This window comes from Myxococcus guangdongensis (assembly GCF_024198255.1).
Taxonomy (GTDB): domain Bacteria; phylum Myxococcota; class Myxococcia; order Myxococcales; family Myxococcaceae; genus Myxococcus; species Myxococcus guangdongensis.
The window spans coordinates 320,388-335,621 of sequence record NZ_JAJVKW010000005.1 but is presented as its reverse complement, the minus strand read 5'-3'; the positions used below and the strand labels follow the sequence as shown (position 1 = coordinate 335,621).

The 15,234-nt window shown below is 71.2% G+C and carries 14 protein-coding genes; 4 read left to right on the top strand and 10 right to left on the bottom strand.

Annotated elements, in window-relative coordinates; translation table 11 throughout:
• Positions 1-48: 48 nt before the first annotated feature.
• Positions 49-687: a histidine phosphatase family protein gene (locus tag LXT21_RS17955; RefSeq protein WP_254039366.1), complete on the top strand. Its 639-nt coding sequence runs from the start codon at positions 49-51 to the stop codon at positions 685-687.
• Positions 688-1,188: 501 nt separating this feature from the next.
• On the opposite strand, the gene LXT21_RS17950 is transcribed toward LXT21_RS17955, so the two are convergent.
• The 3 genes from LXT21_RS17950 to LXT21_RS17940 form a co-directional block, all read right to left on the bottom strand.
• Complete coding sequence (locus LXT21_RS17950) at positions 1,189-2,544, bottom strand: aminotransferase class I/II-fold pyridoxal phosphate-dependent enzyme (RefSeq protein WP_254039365.1); 1,356 nt, start codon at positions 2,542-2,544, stop codon at positions 1,189-1,191.
• A 274-nt stretch (positions 2,545-2,818) separates the two neighbouring features.
• Entirely contained in the window at positions 2,819-4,774 is a 1,956-nt protein-coding gene (gene acs / locus LXT21_RS17945) for an acetate--CoA ligase (RefSeq protein WP_254039364.1), read from the bottom strand.
• 67 nt (positions 4,775-4,841) lie between these two features.
• Positions 4,842-5,321 (bottom strand): hypothetical protein, encoded by a 480-nt coding sequence (locus LXT21_RS17940; protein ID WP_254039363.1) that lies wholly within the window; start codon positions 5,319-5,321, stop codon positions 4,842-4,844.
• A gap of 70 nt (positions 5,322-5,391) precedes the next feature.
• Between LXT21_RS17940 and LXT21_RS17935 the strand changes: the two genes are divergently transcribed.
• The 3 genes from LXT21_RS17935 to LXT21_RS17925 all read left to right on the top strand — a co-directional run bounded on the left by LXT21_RS17935 (position 5,392) and on the right by LXT21_RS17925 (position 8,610).
• Positions 5,392-5,814: an NUDIX domain-containing protein gene (locus LXT21_RS17935; RefSeq protein ID WP_254039362.1), complete on the top strand. Its 423-nt coding sequence runs from the start codon at positions 5,392-5,394 to the stop codon at positions 5,812-5,814.
• 15 nt (positions 5,815-5,829) lie between these two features.
• On the top strand, positions 5,830-7,776 hold the full coding sequence (locus LXT21_RS17930) for a M50 family metallopeptidase (RefSeq protein ID WP_254039361.1): 1,947 nt from the start codon (positions 5,830-5,832) through the stop codon (positions 7,774-7,776).
• A gap of 156 nt (positions 7,777-7,932) precedes the next feature.
• A complete protein-coding gene (locus tag LXT21_RS17925) occupies positions 7,933-8,610 on the top strand; it encodes a hypothetical protein (protein ID WP_254039360.1) in 678 nt (225 codons plus the stop codon).
• Between the two features lie 7 nt (positions 8,611-8,617).
• On the opposite strand, the gene moaD is transcribed toward LXT21_RS17925, so the two are convergent.
• The 7 genes from moaD to LXT21_RS17890 all read right to left on the bottom strand — a co-directional run bounded on the left by moaD (position 8,618) and on the right by LXT21_RS17890 (position 15,228).
• Positions 8,618-9,292 carry a molybdopterin converting factor subunit 1 gene (gene moaD, locus LXT21_RS17920; protein WP_254039359.1) on the bottom strand — a complete coding sequence of 225 codons (675 nt, stop codon included), beginning with the start codon at positions 9,290-9,292 and terminating at the stop codon, positions 8,618-8,620.
• Positions 9,289-11,151: a PKD domain-containing protein gene (locus LXT21_RS17915; RefSeq protein ID WP_254039358.1), complete on the bottom strand. Its 1,863-nt coding sequence runs from the start codon at positions 11,149-11,151 to the stop codon at positions 9,289-9,291. Before LXT21_RS17915 ends, moaD begins: the two co-directional genes overlap by 4 nt.
• Positions 11,152-11,157: 6 nt before the next feature.
• Positions 11,158-11,886: an MXAN_2562 family outer membrane beta-barrel protein gene (locus LXT21_RS17910; protein ID WP_254039357.1), complete on the bottom strand. Its 729-nt coding sequence runs from the start codon at positions 11,884-11,886 to the stop codon at positions 11,158-11,160.
• A complete protein-coding gene (locus tag LXT21_RS17905) occupies positions 11,883-12,779 on the bottom strand; it encodes an MXAN_2561 family MXYO-CTERM-anchored protein (protein WP_256571723.1) in 897 nt (298 codons plus the stop codon). Before LXT21_RS17905 ends, LXT21_RS17910 begins: the two co-directional genes overlap by 4 nt.
• Before the next feature lie 125 nt (positions 12,780-12,904).
• The gene (locus LXT21_RS17900) at positions 12,905-13,933 is read right to left on the bottom strand and encodes an aspartate-semialdehyde dehydrogenase (RefSeq protein ID WP_254039355.1); all 1,029 of its coding nucleotides are present in this window, start codon (positions 13,931-13,933) and stop codon (positions 12,905-12,907) included.
• A gap of 59 nt (positions 13,934-13,992) precedes the next feature.
• A complete protein-coding gene (gene tsaB, locus LXT21_RS17895; protein ID WP_254039354.1) occupies positions 13,993-14,727 on the bottom strand; it encodes a tRNA (adenosine(37)-N6)-threonylcarbamoyltransferase complex dimerization subunit type 1 TsaB in 735 nt (244 codons plus the stop codon).
• A gap of 9 nt (positions 14,728-14,736) precedes the next feature.
• Positions 14,737-15,228: a septal ring lytic transglycosylase RlpA family protein gene (locus tag LXT21_RS17890; RefSeq protein ID WP_254039353.1), complete on the bottom strand. Its 492-nt coding sequence runs from the start codon at positions 15,226-15,228 to the stop codon at positions 14,737-14,739.
• Positions 15,229-15,234 lie beyond the last annotated feature (6 nt).

The following is a 15,234-nucleotide window of genomic DNA, read 5'->3' as shown; positions in this document are numbered from 1 at the left end:
CCGCACGGAGCCCTTGCCCCGTGCGGCCGACGCCGTCAGTCTTCCTGGATGAAGACCGAGCTCATCCTGCTGCGGCACGGCGAGACGGAGTGGAACGCGCGGGGGCTGCTGCAGGGCCACCAGGACAGCCCGCTGAGCCCCGAGGGCGTGCGGCAGGCGGACGCGCTCGCGGCGCGGCTGGTGACGGTGTCCTTCAGCGCGCTGTACTGCAGTGACTTGGGCCGGGCGGTGCAGACGGCGAGTCGCATCGCCGCGCGCACGGGGCACGAGGTGCGTCCGGATGCCCGGCTGCGTGAGCGGGGGCTGGGCGTCCTGGAGGGGCTCACCCGAGAGGAGGCGAGCCGCCGACACCCGGAGGTCTTCGGCGCGTACGCCACCAACGCCCCGGACTTCGTCGTCCCCGGAGGGGAGAGCACGTCCCAGCGGCTGGGCCACGCGGTGGAGTGCCTGGGCGAGGTCGGCACCCGCCATGCGGGCGAGCGCGTGGTGGTGGTGATGCACGGGGGCGTGCTGAGCAGCTTCTTCCGCCACAGCCTGGGCATCCCGCCGGCCACGCCCCGCGCCTTCTCGGTGCTCAACGCCTGCTGGAACCAGTTCGACTACCACCAAGGCGCGTTCCGACTGGTGACGTGGGGCGACATCACCCACCTCCAGGAGCTGAGCGCGGACGACTCCTCCGCGCGCTGAGGAGGAGCCGCCACGTCTCGGAGGTATCGCGAGAGCCAGCCGCCATGCGGCACCCGGACGCCGTCGAAGGGGCGCGGCGCCTCATCAGCACGGGGCGCGCCTCCGTGCGCAACAACGCGGGCGATGGAGGAGGCGCGGCGCCTCATCAGCACGGGGCGCGCCTCCGCGCGCAACGACGCGGGCGATGGAAGGGGTGCGGCGCCTCATCAACACGGGGCGCGCCTCCACGCGCAACGACGCGGGCGGTGGATGGGGCGCGGCGCCTCATCAGTACGGTGCTTCGCGCCCTCCACGCGCAACGGCGTGGGCGATGGATGGGGCGCGGCGCCTCATCAGCACGGGGCGCGCCTCCGCGCGCAACAACGCGGGCGATGGAGGAGGCGCGGCGCCTCATCAGCACGGGACGCGCCTCCACGCGCAACGACGCGGGCTCCCGACGATGGGAGCGTCAGCGCGGGGCCCCGCACCCTCCACATGGAACCGCGCGGGGCCCCTGACGCGTCAGACCTCGGCGCGCTTGCCCGACTCGACGCGCGCGGCGCGCAGGGGGCTGGGCTGCGGCGCCTCCACCAACTCCCGCGCCTCCGCCACCGCGCGCAGCACCACCTCGGCGCCGAGCTTCATCTGCTCCACCGAGTGCGACGCCATCACCTGCATGCGGAAGCGCGACTCGCGGATGCGCACCGCGGGGTACTCCACCATGTTGGGGAACACGCCGCGCTCGAACACGAGCTTGCCCGCCACCCGCGCCACCTTCGGGTCCCCCACCGGTACGGGCACCACGTTGGAGGGCTCACCCAGACACTTCACCCCGCCCTCGGCGAACGCGGCGCGCAGCGCGAGGATGTTCTCCATCGCCTTCGCCCGCAGCACCTCTCCCTCATCCGAACGGACGATGCGCAGCGACTCCAGCGCCACCGCGGCCTGCACCGGGAGAATCGCGTTGGAGAAGATGTGCGGCCCACCCATGACCCGCACGAACTGGCGCACCGCCGGCGAGCGCGTCGCCACGAAGCCACCGTTCGACGAGAACGTCTTGGAGAACGACCCCACCACCAGGTCCACCTTCCCCAACACGTTCTGCGCGCCCAGGCTGCCCGTGCCCCGAGGCCCCAGCGCACCCAGGTCATGCGCCACGTCCACCAGCAGCGTCGCGCCGAACTCGTGACAGAGGTTCTGCAGCTCCTCGATGCGAGGAATGTCCGAGTCCATGGAGAACAGGCCCTCGGTGACGACGAGGATGCCATTGGCCGTGTCGTGGGCGCGCAACTCCTGGAGCTTGCGGCGCATCGCGCGGTTGCTCAGGTGCGGCACCCGGCTCACCTTCTGCGTCGCCGCGCTGGCGCCCTGCTGGAGGCTCGCGTGCGACAGCGCGTCCAGCACCACGTGGTCCTCGGGACGCACCAGCCCGGCGATGGCGCCGAAGCCCGCGCCCCACCCCGTCGCGAACAGCGCCACGTACGGCATCTCCAGGTGCTCCCCGAGCGCCTGCTCCAACTGGAGCCCCGGCGTCGTGTTGCCGCCGAACATGCCGGAGCCGGCGCTGTGCACGCCGTAGTCCCGGATGGCCCGATGCGCCGCCTCGACCACCGCCGGATGCGTGGACAATGACAGATAGTCCTGCGAGCCGAAGTTCACCCCGTGCCGCGCCACCCCGCCCTCGCTGCGCACGCCACACTCAGCGGTCGGCGCCCCCTCCAGGCTGCGCGAGTACGGCCACAAGCCTGTCTGTCGCCGCGACTCCTGCCATTGGAAGAACGCCTCCGTCCGCGCCAGCAGATCAGGCCCGGTCGGATGCGTGTAATTGGCAATGAAATGGGTGAACAACGGCGAATCGAGCTGATCGCGCAGATCCATGAACACATCCGAGGGGGAGGGGGAACGACGCCGGAACAGGACCTGGAGCGTCGCGCTCGGGGGGTGAGCGCGGCCTTTAATGCCCCTGCATCTTTCCAGTGTCAACAACTCCTCAACACCTGGATATTTCGAATTATGAGTGCGGACCGGCCTTCGTACGTCGGGTGAAATCCAATTGCGTTTCAAACCTTCGGAGTCATGTCGTTGTAACACGACGTGACACATCCACCGTGAGAGGCGGAGGGCCAGGACAGACCCTCCGCGCCTTCACGCGCTACTCGTCGTTCTGTTGGAGCGCCGCGAGGACATTGAGGTCCTCGAGCGTGGTGGTGTCGCCCGATGCCTGCTTGCCCGCGGCGACGTCTCGCAAGAGCCGCCGCATGATCTTCCCGGAGCGAGTCTTCGGCAGCGCCTCGGCGAAGCGAATCTCATCCGGCCGGGCGATGGCGCCAATCTCCTTGGAGACGTGCTGAGCCAATTCCTTCTTGAGCTCCGCGGAGGGCGCGTTGCCCTGCTTGAGCGTGACGAAGGCCACCAGCGCCGTGCCCTTGAGGTCATCGGGGCGGCCCACGACGGCGGCCTCGGACACGAGCTTGTGGGCCACGAGCGCGCTCTCCACCTCGGCGGTGCCCAGGCGGTGGCCCGCCACGTTGACGACGTCGTCCACGCGGCCCATCAACCAGAAGTAACCATCCGTGTCCGTGCGCGCGCCGTCGCCGGTGAAGTACTTGCCGGGCAGCTCGCTGAAGTACGTGCGCACGTAGCGGTCCGGGTCTCCGTACACGGTGCGCAGCATGGAGGGCCAGGGCCGGGTGACGAAGAGCAGTCCGCCCTGCCCCTTCGGCACCGGGTTGCCCGCGCGGTCGAGAATCTCGGCGTGGATGCCCGGCAAGGGCAGCGTGGCCGAGCCCGGCTTGGTGGGCGTGGCGCCCGGGAGCGGCGAAATCATGATGCCGCCCGTCTCCGTCTGCCACCACGTGTCCACGACGGGGCAGCGGCCCTGGCCGATGACGTCGCGGTACCACATCCACGCCTCGGGGTTGATGGGCTCACCCACGCTGCCCAACAGGCGCAGCGAGGACAGGTTCTTCTTGCGCGGGTGCTCGTCGCCCAATCGCATGAAGGCGCGGATGGCCGTGGGCGCGGTGTAGAGGATGGTGGCCTTGTAGCGCTCGATGATGTCCCAGAAGCGGTCCGGCCCCGGGTGCGTGGGCGCGCCCTCGTAGATGACGGTGGTGGCGCCGTTCATCAGCGGCCCGTAGACGACGTAGCTGTGGCCCGTCACCCAACCCACGTCGGCGGTGCACCAGTAGACGTCGTCCTCGCGCAAATCGAACACCCAGCGCGTGGTGAGCGAGGCGACGACCGCATAGCCCGCGGTGGTGTGCAGCACGCCCTTGGGCTTCCCGGTGGAGCCGGAGGTGTAGAGGATGAACAGCGGGTGCTCGCTCTCCACCCACTCCGGCTCGCACGTGTCGGACTGGCCATTGACGAGCACGTCCCACGCCACCATGCGCGAGTCGGTGAGCGACAGCGCGTCCCCGGTGCGGCGCGCCACCACCACCTTCTCCACGCTGGGCATGTTCTTCAGCGCGGCCTCCACGTTCTTGAGCAGCGGCACCACCGCGCCCTTGCGCCAGCCGCCGTCCGCGGTGAGCACCACCTTGGCGCCCGCGTCCTTCATGCGCTCCTGGAGCGCCTCCGTGGAGAAGCCACCGAACACCACCGAGTGCACCGCGCCGATGCGCGCGCACGCCAGCATCGCCACCGCGGCCTCGGGCACCATGGGCAGGTAGATGCCCACGCGGTCGCCCTTCTTGACGCCCAGCGACTTGAGGCCGTTGGCCAGCCGGTTCACCTCCACGGCCAATTGCCCATAGGTGAGCTGGCGTCGGTCTCCGGGCTCGCCCTCGAAGAGGATTGCGGGCTTGTCGCGGCGCGTGGCCAGGTGCCGGTCCAGACAGTTGTAGGCCAGGTTGGTGCGCCCCTCGACGAACCAGCGCGCGTGCGGCGGCTTCCACTCGAGCACCGTCTGGAAGGGCTCCTTCCAGTAGAGCTCCTCGCGAGCGCGCTCACCCCAGTACTTGTCCGGATTGCTGGCGGCCTCGTCCCAGAGCCGCTGGTAGTCCTCCATGCTCTTCAGATGAGCACGCTGGGAGAACTCCTTCGGCGGTGGGAAGACGCGGGTCTCGGTCAGGACCGAGGAGATTTCTTGCTGCGTTTCAGCCATGGGCTCCTCCGCAGAGTGGGCGACAACCCCTCTGTTCTAGGAACCCCCGAGGCCGGGCTCAAGCACGCTATTCGCAGCGATTCGCTTCCTTGACGGCTTCAAAACGCATCCACAGCTCGCACGCGCACTCGGCGGGCCGCTGTTCGGAGGCGTAGCGCACCCGCATCGCCCCATCGAAGCGCGTCTCGCACTTCGTCGTCGCGTCGATGTGGATGCTGGCTTCATCCAGCAGACAGTCCACCCCGCGCACGGGCGTGGCGGCGTTGATGGTGGTGCCGTCGATGGCGAAGTCGTCGCCCTCGGCGAGGAAGTAGCCGATGAGCTGCGTGTCGAGCAGCCCGAAGTTCAGGCGCACCACCCGGCCGGTGACCTGCAGGCTGCCGTTGAACAAGTCACGGTTGGCGTCGTAGAGGCCGCAATCGTCGCGGAAGATCTCCACGGGGGTGAACTCGTAGTCGCCCGCCTCCTGGATGAAGGGCAGGCAGCCCGACATGGCGCTCACGAGGAGGGCGGGCACGAGCAGGCGGAAGCGTCTCGAGGTGGACACGGGGCGCACCATACCCCACGAATGCATCGAGTGCAGTGCGCTCGTGGCGGTCGGGGGTAGAGTGGCCTCCATGCCTGAATACCGCAACCCCAAGCCCACCGTGGACTGCATCATCGAGCTGGCCGGTGGACGCATCGTCCTCATCCGCCGCGCGAACCCGCCCATCGGCTGGGCGTTGCCGGGGGGATTCGTGGACGAGGGCGAGCCCCTGGACGCGGCGGCCATCCGCGAGGTGAAGGAGGAGACGGGGCTGGAGGTGAAGCTGGTGGAGCAGTTCTTCACGTACTCGGACCCGAAGAGAGACCCGCGGCAGCACACGCTGTCGACGGTGTACATCGGCACGGCGGACGGTGAGCCGAAGGGCTCGGATGACGCGGCGGAGGCGCGCATGTTCGCGCTGGACGCGCTGCCGCGGGACTTGTGCTTCGACCACGGCACCATCCTCTCCGACTACCGGACGTACAAGCAGACCGGGCAGCGGCGGAAGTTGTAGGGAGCGCCGTCCAGGATGCACTACGCGCTCGTCCTGCTGGCCCTCGGAGGGCTGTTGGCCCTGCATGAGCTGGGGCACCTCGTCGCCGCGAGGCTGCTCGGGGTGCGGGTGCCCCGCTTCGTGTTTGGCTTCGGTCCGCCCATGGCGTCCTTCCGGTTGGGGGGGACGCAGTTCGTCGTGGGCGCGGTGCCGCTGGGCGCCACGGTGCACATCCAGGGGATGAACCCCCACCGCGCGGAGGTGGCGGAGGCCGCGAGCTTCCGGACGCTCGGACCGCTCAGGCGCGCGCTCATCATCCTGGCGGGGCCGCTGTCCAACTACCTCTTCGCGCTGGGCGTGCTGTTCGCGCTCTACACGTCGGGGACGCACGTGGTGGTGCCGCTGACGGTGGGCACGGTGCGGCCCGGCTCGGAGGCGGCGCGGGCGCAGCTGCTGCCCGGAGATCGCATCGACTCGGTGAACGGGCAGGCGCTGCGCACCTGGACGGAGTTCGTGGAGAAGGTGGCGGTGGGCGTGGGCGGCACGCTGGAGTTGCGGGTGGACCGACACGGCGAACAGCGCACGGTGACGGTGCGCCCGCGCGCGGACGAGCGTGGCGAGGGACGCATCGGCGTGAGTCAGCAGTACGTGTACCGCACGCATGCGCCGGGCGAGGCGCTGAGGCACGCGACGGTGCACACCATGAACCTCGCGGCCGAGGGCGTGACGATGTTCACGCGGCTGGCGAAGGGAGAGCAGGCGCGGGGTGGACCGACGGGGCCCGGGGCGCTGGTGCGACAGGAGTCGTCCGACGCGGCGTCGTCGGGATTGGACTCGGTGCTGCGGGCGCTGGTGGCCGCGTCGCTGGCGCTCGCGCTGCTGACGTTGTTGCCGATTCCGGGGTTGGATGGTGGGCGGGTGGTGCTGCTGTTGGTGGAGGCGGTGAGCGGCCGCAAGCTGCCACCTCGCGTGGAGACGGTGGCTCAGACGGTGGGCTTCCTCGCGAGCGCGACGGTCATCGTCGCGGTGGCGCTCGCGGAGATTCGCGGGGCGTTGCCCGAGCGGTTCAAGTCGGAGGCCGCGACCGTGTCACCCGCGACGGCGGGCCCCAGTGCCACCACAGGGGCGCCGGGTGTCGCGCCCACGGCCGGAGCGGCCGTCACGACGGGAGCAAGTACACCCGCCATCGGAGGGCCCGCCGCGCCAGGAGCGGCTGGAGCGACGGCCACGACAGGAGCAAGCACACCCGCCATCGGAGCGCCCGCCGCGCCAGGAGCGGCTGGAGCGACGGCCACGACAGGAGCAAGCACACCCGCCATCGGAGCGCCCGCCGCGCCAGGAGCGGCTGGAGCGACAGCCACGACGGGAACGGGTGCACCCGCCATCGGAGCGCCAGCGGGAGCGACCACGCCCGTGAGCGGGGCACCCACGACAGCGACACCGGGCGGCACCGGTATCCCTGTCCCCGGAGGACCTGCGGCGCCGCCCGTCGCCGGCTCCGGAGCAACGGCGGCGGCAGGAGCAAAGGCAGCGCCTGTTCCTGTGACAGGCACACCCGCTGGAGCTGATTCTCGCGGCGTGACGACCCCTGCATCCGGCGCGGCGGGCACGCCCAATCCGACGGGAGCCAGCGGAGCAGGCTCAACACCCACGGCGGGAGCACCACCGCCCACGGGCTCCGCGACGACGACGAGCACGGGAGCCACACCCACCACGGCAACGCCAGCCGGCGCGACGGGCGCCCCCGCGAACAGCGCGGCGCCAGCAAACGCACCGTCGGGTCCGCCGACCACCACGACGCCCGCGGGACAGCCCTCGGGCACGTCCGCCGCGGGCTCCCAGCCTCCCGCCGTGAGCCCGACCCCCGCGACGTCCAAGCCGCCCCCCACGGAGAGCCCTCCACCTCCGCCACCCGCCGAGTCAGGAACGAAGGACACCCCCTCCTCCGGAGGTCCCTCGGTGATGGGCAGGACCACAGCCTGACCATTCGAGCCTCGCTCGGCGCGGCCCTCCCCTGCTCCCGGACCACGGCCCTGGAACCGCGAGCCTCCCCTGGTTGTCGAGCAGGCGAACGGGCGCATCCTGTCCACCTGTGGGCTTCCGGGTCCGATGATGCGGCCGACACGCGACGGGACGCATATGCTTACGCGCGAGATGAGCACCAAGGCGGACGGCGGGCTGTACTTCGAGCTGTACTGGGGCGAGAACCTGGCCGAGGCCTGGAGCTACGGGCGCGAGCAGGCCCGGGTCCACGCGGCGCCCGACGAGAAGGCGCCCCTGCCCCTCTACGGCTTCACCCTCCCGGAAGAGCCGTTCCTCATGGCCGAGCGCACCGAGCGCGGCTGGCGCATCCACCTGCCCCCCAAGGTCCAGGTCGAGCACAAGCAGCGCGGCGACGCCTTCACCGCCCTCCCCGACGCCCACCTCGTCCAGGACCAGGGCCGCAGCTCCGTGACGCTCTCGGACGGAATGACGCTGCGCCTCACCGAGGGCCAGCTATCCCTGCTCATCCAAGGCTCCGTCGTGAAGGAGCGCGTCGGCCCGCTGCAGTGGAAGGACATGGGCTGGCTCGCCATCGTCGGCCTGCTCTTCCTGAGCCTGCCCGTGGGCTTCCTCATCGCGGGCCCCACGCCCGAGCGCGCCGCCGAGTCCAACGCCCGCGCCCTCCAGCTCGCCGCCGAGAAGGAGGCCGCGCGTCGCAAGGCCATGGGCCTGGACACGCCCATGCGCCCCATCACCGACGCGGAGCGCGACCAGCAGCAACCGTCAGACGCGGGGCCCGAGGTCCACATCCCCGCCACCTTCCGCATGCGCTGACACGGCCTCACGGCCCCAGGCCGACCCACACCTCTCCATCCTCGAAGAACTCCTTCTTCCAGATGGGCACGTCCTGCTTGAGCCGCTCGATGGCGTGCTCACAGCCCCGGAACGCCTCCTTGCGATGCGGCGCCGCGGCGGCGATGACCACCGCCAGCTCCCCCGGCACCAACACCCCCACGCGGTGCACGATGGCCAGCCGCACGCCCGGCCACGACGTCGCGGCCTCCGCGCCAATCTCCGCCAGCTTCTTCTCGGCCATCGGCGCATAGGCCTCGTACTCCAACCGCAGCACACGCCGCCCCTTCGTCGCGTCGCGCACCGAGCCGCTGAAGGTGACGAGCCCGCCGTAAGCCTCGCCGCCCACCGCCTCCACCACCTCCTCCAACCGCAGCGGCCGCTCCACCACCCGGAACAACCCCGGAGAGCCCCCCGCCACGGGAGGAATCAACGCCACCTCGGCACCCGCACGCACCGGCGCCTCGGCGCCCACGAACGCCTGGTCCACCGCCACGCGCAGGTGCGGCAACAGCGGAGCAAGCCCCGGATGCGCCGCCGCGAGCAACCGGAGCAACTGCTCCACCGTCGCGCCCTCGGGCACCTCCACGCGCTCCCGAGCCGTCCCCGCGCGCTCCCGCGCGGCGGCGAAGTACAGCACCGTGACGGCGCCGCCCAGGCTCACTTCCACTCCTGGCCCGTGCGGGCGTTCTCCCTCAATCGCAGACTCCCCTTCAGCCGCGCGCCGCCCTCGGCGAGCGAGAAGTCCAGGAAGCCCGAGTCCAGCGGCGTGAAGCCCTCCAACACCGCCTTGATGAGCGCCTGCGCGGACGCCAGTCGCTCCGCGGGCACCCCCGGCAGCGACTCCTGCGCATCGAGCTCCGCGCGCAGCCGCCCCAGGTCCGCCATCACCGACATGTGCCCCGGGCTGAACGCCTCGCCACCGAAGCGCTCGCGCAGCGACTTGCCGACATCGCCGCGAGGACGTCCCTCCAGCGGCTCGCCCGCAATCAACGTGGCGCGCTCGGGACCGATGCGCAGCTGCACCGGCTGCCCCCACAGGAGCGTCTTGTAGAGCCGGCCTCCAGGAATCTTCTCCACCGCGAAGCGCAGCGACGAGCCCTGCGCGCGCTCATCGAGCAGCCGCAGCACCGGCTCCACGGACGTGAGGCCCGCGTCGATGAGGACGGTGCCCCGAGGCTCGGGCCGCTGGTTCTGCGCGAAGCGCCGCAAGAAGCCCGGCGCATCGAAGTACACCAGCATCGCCACGTCGCCACGCAGCGCCTTCAACAGCGCCTCCGCGTCCAGCCCGCGCGCGCGCCACCGCTCCACCATCCGCTCACGACGCGGCGAGCCCGGCGCACCGAACGCCAGCTTCGCCAGCTCCTCGGGAGGCACGGACAGCTGCGCGGCGGCCACCGGCCCCAACCCGCTCTCCGCCATCAGCGCGGACGGAGGCGCACTCGCCCCCTGCAGCAGCGGCCGCGTCGACGACAGGAATCCATCCAGCGACACATGCTCGGGGCGCACCGTCATCGACGCGAAGAAGCCCCGCACCGGCCCCTCCTCCTCGCCCTCGTCGAGCCTGGGCGCGCCCGTGTACAGGTAGACGTTCCCCTCGCCCACCTTGGGACGCAGCTCGTTGAGCAGCGCCACCTCGGACATCCCGGGCCCCGTCAGCCCCGTCACCGCCCGACGCACCAATTGCACGTCCGCGACGGCCGGCCGCGACGGCTCCACCGCGAGCACCTCCAGCGGCACGCCCTCCTCGGACTCCTCGTCGTCCTCCTCCTCCGGCCCGTCCGGGATGGCCAGGTACAGGTAGCCCCGGTCGACGAACAGCAGCATCGGCTCGCTGCCATCCTGCGGCACCACGCGCATCGCGCCGTCGTCGGTGGGCATCACCTGGTGGCCCGAGCTCTCCAGCTCGCTCGCCACCGCGGACATCGCCGCGTCGGGCTCCGTGATGCCCAGCACCGCCACCACGCCGTCGAACTCCGGCAGGATGAACAGGCCGAACCCCTCCTCCGGGTCCACGACGCTCGAGCCCTGCGTCAGGCTCTGCAACACGAGCGACACCAGGGGCGCCTCGCGCAGCGCCTCCTCCGCGTCCTCGTGGCCCACCAGTCGCTCGTGGAAGTCCACCAGCGGCTCCACGTTGCCCTGGAGCCGGGGCATCCACAGCACCGTCTGCGCCTGGGCCGGCACCGCGCGCAGGAGCGGACGCGGCACCACGGTGAGCCGCACGCGCCCCACCTCCTGGCCCTCGTGCAGCGCGCGCACGGTGTACGCGCCGGGACGGGCGAAGGCGTGCGAAAGACGGGCGCCCTGCTTCGCGGGAGTGCCGTCACCGACCTCCCAGGAGAGGGCCACCGCGCCCTCCTCCTCGGAGCCCAGCGTCACGGGCACGCCCGCCTCCACCGTGCGGTCCTCGCCCAGGTCCGTGCGCACCGCGCGCCGACAGCCGGGGCCCATCAGGCCCACGGCGGTCAACAGGAGGAACAGCGTGACGGACGGGCGGACGGAGCGCGGGGAGTGCGGCATGAGCCGCTAATAGTCCAGCGCGAGTCCGAACATCCAGCGCCGGCTGGACAAGTTCAGACCCTTCCCTCCGAAATCGTCCACATCCGAGTAGGTGTACTCGGCGAACAGGTAGCTGTGGTTCACCCCCAGCCCCGAGTCGAAGTCGCGAGCGAAGCGCGGCTGCAGCACGTCCAGCAGGAACGACAGGCCGGCCGTCGCGCCCCAGCCCCACTTGCCGCCCTTGCCGGTGACGCCGCCAGCGACCTCGGTGTCGCTGCCCTTCGTCACCCACCACGGCGAGTAGATGAGGCCCAGCTTGCCGTACGGCACCAGCGGGATGCCCCACTCGAAGGCCGCGTAGTCGAACTTGTAGAAGAGGTTGAACGCGAGCGGCACGATCTTGAGCGCCGTGCGCTCCGCCGCCTCTCCACCGCCGTCCGCCAGCTTCGCCGCCGCGTACTTCTCACCGTAGCCCGCCGACACGCCGACGCCCGCGGTGCCGATGCCCTGGTAGAAGTAGCGCTGGAACTCCAGCTCCACCAGCAGGAGCGACGAGTCACCGAAGGTGTCCTTGTAGGGCGTACCGCCCAGGCCCTTCTCCTCATCGATGAGCGGCTTGTAGCCCCCCAGGCGGAAGATGATGCCGCCGGTGCGGGGGGACTCGACCAGATCCGGAGACACCACGCCTGCGTCCTGCGCCCACGCGGGCAGCGCGGCGAACGCCACGGCCACACCCAGGCCCCATGCCCGACTCATGACTGCTTCCTCCTCGACACCGTCCAGAAGCCCAGGGCCGCCACCACGGCGCCCACGGCAAGTCCGCCACCTCCCGCCCCACACCCGCCCGTCTCCGCGCCCTGCGCGCCCCGGTATGCCGCCCAGAAGCCGTTGCTCGCGATGGGAGTCCCCGTCGCCAGCGGCGACGCCTCGCTCTGGTTGCCCGCCTTGTCCAGCGCGAACACCCGCACGCCGTACTCCACGCCGTTCTCCAGGTTGTCCATGCGGAACAGCGTGTTCGACGACGTCTGCTCCTTCGAGCGCACCACGTCACCCGCGGTGGCGCTGCCGCCGTCCGTCCCCGCCACCAGCGACACCACTTCCACCTTCATCTGCGACGAGTCGCTCGGCGCCGTCACGTCCACGCTCAGCGCCGTGTCCAGGCCCGTCACCGTCGGCAGGATGGGCGCCGCGGGCGGCTTGGGGTCCAAGGTCAGGCTGATGGCGGGCGTGCCCACGCTCGTCGCGGTCGCCTCGCACGTCGTCCCGGTGCTGTTGAAGGGCCGCACGGACGCGCACAGCTTGAAGGTCTTGTTCTCCGTCTGGGCCTCGCACGTCTGGCCCGCCTTGGTGAGCGCCTCGCTGACGTTCAGGCTCACCGTGCCCGTCGTCAGCGACGAGGACCGCTCGATTTCCGCCAGCGTCACCTCGGTGGTGCTGGGAATGTCCGAGCACGTGTCCGGCGACAGCCAGATGTAGAGCGTGTCGCACAGATTGGTGGCCTGGCGTTGCCAGGTGACCTGGGTGATCTTGGCGCAGTCGGCCTTGGAGACGACGATTTCGTTGCCCTGGCTGCCCGAGACCGAGAAGGTCACGGTCTGCCCCAGGGCGGTCGACGCGGAGAGCAAAAGCAAGGCGAGTGTGAGGCGCATGGGTAGCCGGACGCTAGCAAGCGGGGGGCCACACTCAATGCCTTCCGACAGGCCCTTTTTCGGACGTTTCGAGCCGCCCGGGCGCGCCAAACAGGCAGGACGGCCCCCGGGGCCGTGCCAATTTGTCAGACGGGACGCTCGACGAGCTTCAGGCCGGCCTCCACCAGGTTGAGGGCGGCGCCCCGGGTGGCGTTGTCCACGGCGGCGAAGAGCGTCACCCACTCGGGGGCCTGGGGGAAGGCGCGCACCCGGCCCACGTGCACCGTGGGGTCCGACGTGACGAGCATGGGCATGGGGTAGATGCGCTCGCCCGGGGCGTCCAGCACCTTCAAGGCCGGGGACGTCTTGAGCGCGGCGCGCACCTGCTCCACCGGGCCCGCCTTCTTGAGCTGCACGTGGAGCGACACGCCGTGGCCGTAGAAGGTGGGCACCTGCACCGCGGTGCCGGCCAACACGGGCGCCTCGCCCCGGGACGCGAACAGGCGCGCGGCCTCCAGCGTCCAGCCCGCCTCCTCCTCCGTCCAAGGCGAGTTCACCATGAAGTTGCCCACCTGCGGCACCAGGTTGAAACCCACGCGGTGGGGGAAGGCATGCGGCTCCGGCTCGCGCCCGGACAACAGGTCCGCGGTCTGCTTCTCCAGCTCCGCCACGCCGCGCACGCCCGCGCCGGACACGCCCATCATCGCCGTCACCTGCGCGCGCACCACGCCGAAGGCCCGACGCAAGGGCTCCACCACGTGCACCGCCGCCGTCGTCACGGCGCCCGGCAGGCACACCACCCGCCCCTTCGTCACCTGCGCCAGCGCCTCCGTGTTGAAGCCCGGCAGCACCAGGGGCACGTTGCCGTCGCTCCGGAAGGCGGAGCTGATGTCCACCACCCACGCGCCAGAGGCCTGCGCCGCGGGCGCCAGCGAGCGCGACACCTCCGCGGGCGTCGCCAGCAGCACCAGCCCCACGCCCCGGAAGACGTCCGGCGCGGCGCGCTCCACCTCGATGGAGTCCTCGCCGTACTCCACCTCCAGCCCCTTCGAACGCTCGGAGCCGAAGGCGCGCACCTGCTCGGCGGGCACGTCACGCGCGTACAACGCGGCCAGCACCTCACGGCCCACCACGCCGGTGGCACCCACCACGGCAATCTTCAAGTCGTCCTTCATGACGCGTCCTCGTGCGTGCGGGCCTCACCCGGGCGCAAGGCGCGTCCCGGACGAGTGCCTCAGTCGTCCTTCAGCCGCGCCGTGGGCACGGGCCCTGGCAGCGGAGGGAACTTCGGATTGCGCTCCGGCTCGGAGGCGCGCACGTAGTGCGGCTCCATGGAGAAGAGCGCGTCCAGCGAGAAGGTCTCCGGCATGCGGGACAGCCGCACCAGCTCCACCGCCGACGGGAAGTCGTGCCCCGACAAGAGCCGCTGGGGCGCCACGCCGTGGGACTCGAGCGCCGCGCGGTAGTCCACCAGCGCGGGCCCCAACGCCACCGCGCGGGGCTCGGCGGCCATGCGCGAGGCCACCTCCTGCGGCGACATGGCCGTCTCCGGCTCCAGCGCCTCCACCGTCCCGCCGCGCCGCACGTAGGCGCCCAGGTACAGGTCATCCTTGCGCGCCACGGCCAGCACGTAGAGCGGCACGTGCTCGGGCCCCTCCATCGCCACCGCCGCCAGCGACGACGCGCCCGCCACCTTGAGGCTCGCCGCGTACGCCAGCGACTTCACCGTGGCCAGGCCGATGCGCAGGCCCGTGAAGGAGCCGGGCCCCAGGCCCACCACCAGCCCCTCCAGCGCCGCGAGCTTCACGTCGTGCCGCGCGAGCAGCTCGCCCACGACGCCGGGGAGCGCCTCGCTCTGCTTGATGGGCGGGCGCACCACCTCGTGCTCCACGACGCGCACGCCGTCCGGCCCGCGCTCCACCAGGGCGAGCGACATCGTCAGCGTGGAGGTGTCCAGCGCGAGGAACATGGGCGCTCCCTACACCGGCGCGGCCCACATTGCTTGGGGAATCTCCGACACGGTGTCATCGGGGCAGCGATACAGCCGCACCCGCACCACGCCCTTGTCCAGCATCCCCAGCTTGGACGCGGCGGCCTTGGACACGTCGATGACGCGGCCATCGACATAGGGGCCCCGGTCATTGATGCGCACCTGCACGGAGCGGCCGTTCTCCATGTTGACCACCTTCATGCAGGAGCCGAAGCGCGCCTTCCTGTGCGCGGCCGTGAGCGCGTTCTGGTTGAAGCGCTCCCCACTCGCGGTGGGCCGGCCATGCAGCCCGGGGCCGTAGAACGACGCCAGCCCCTCGCCCAGGTACGAGCGCGGCATCTGCTCACGCCGCGTCACGCCGGGAGTCGAACCAGAGCGGGTCCGGGTCTCCTCGTCGCGCGAGTCCGGCTTCGCCGCGCGCGAGGCGCACCCCGTGGAGAAACCCAGCGCCAGCAGGAGGAAGACGGTGCTCGCGCGCATGGGGCC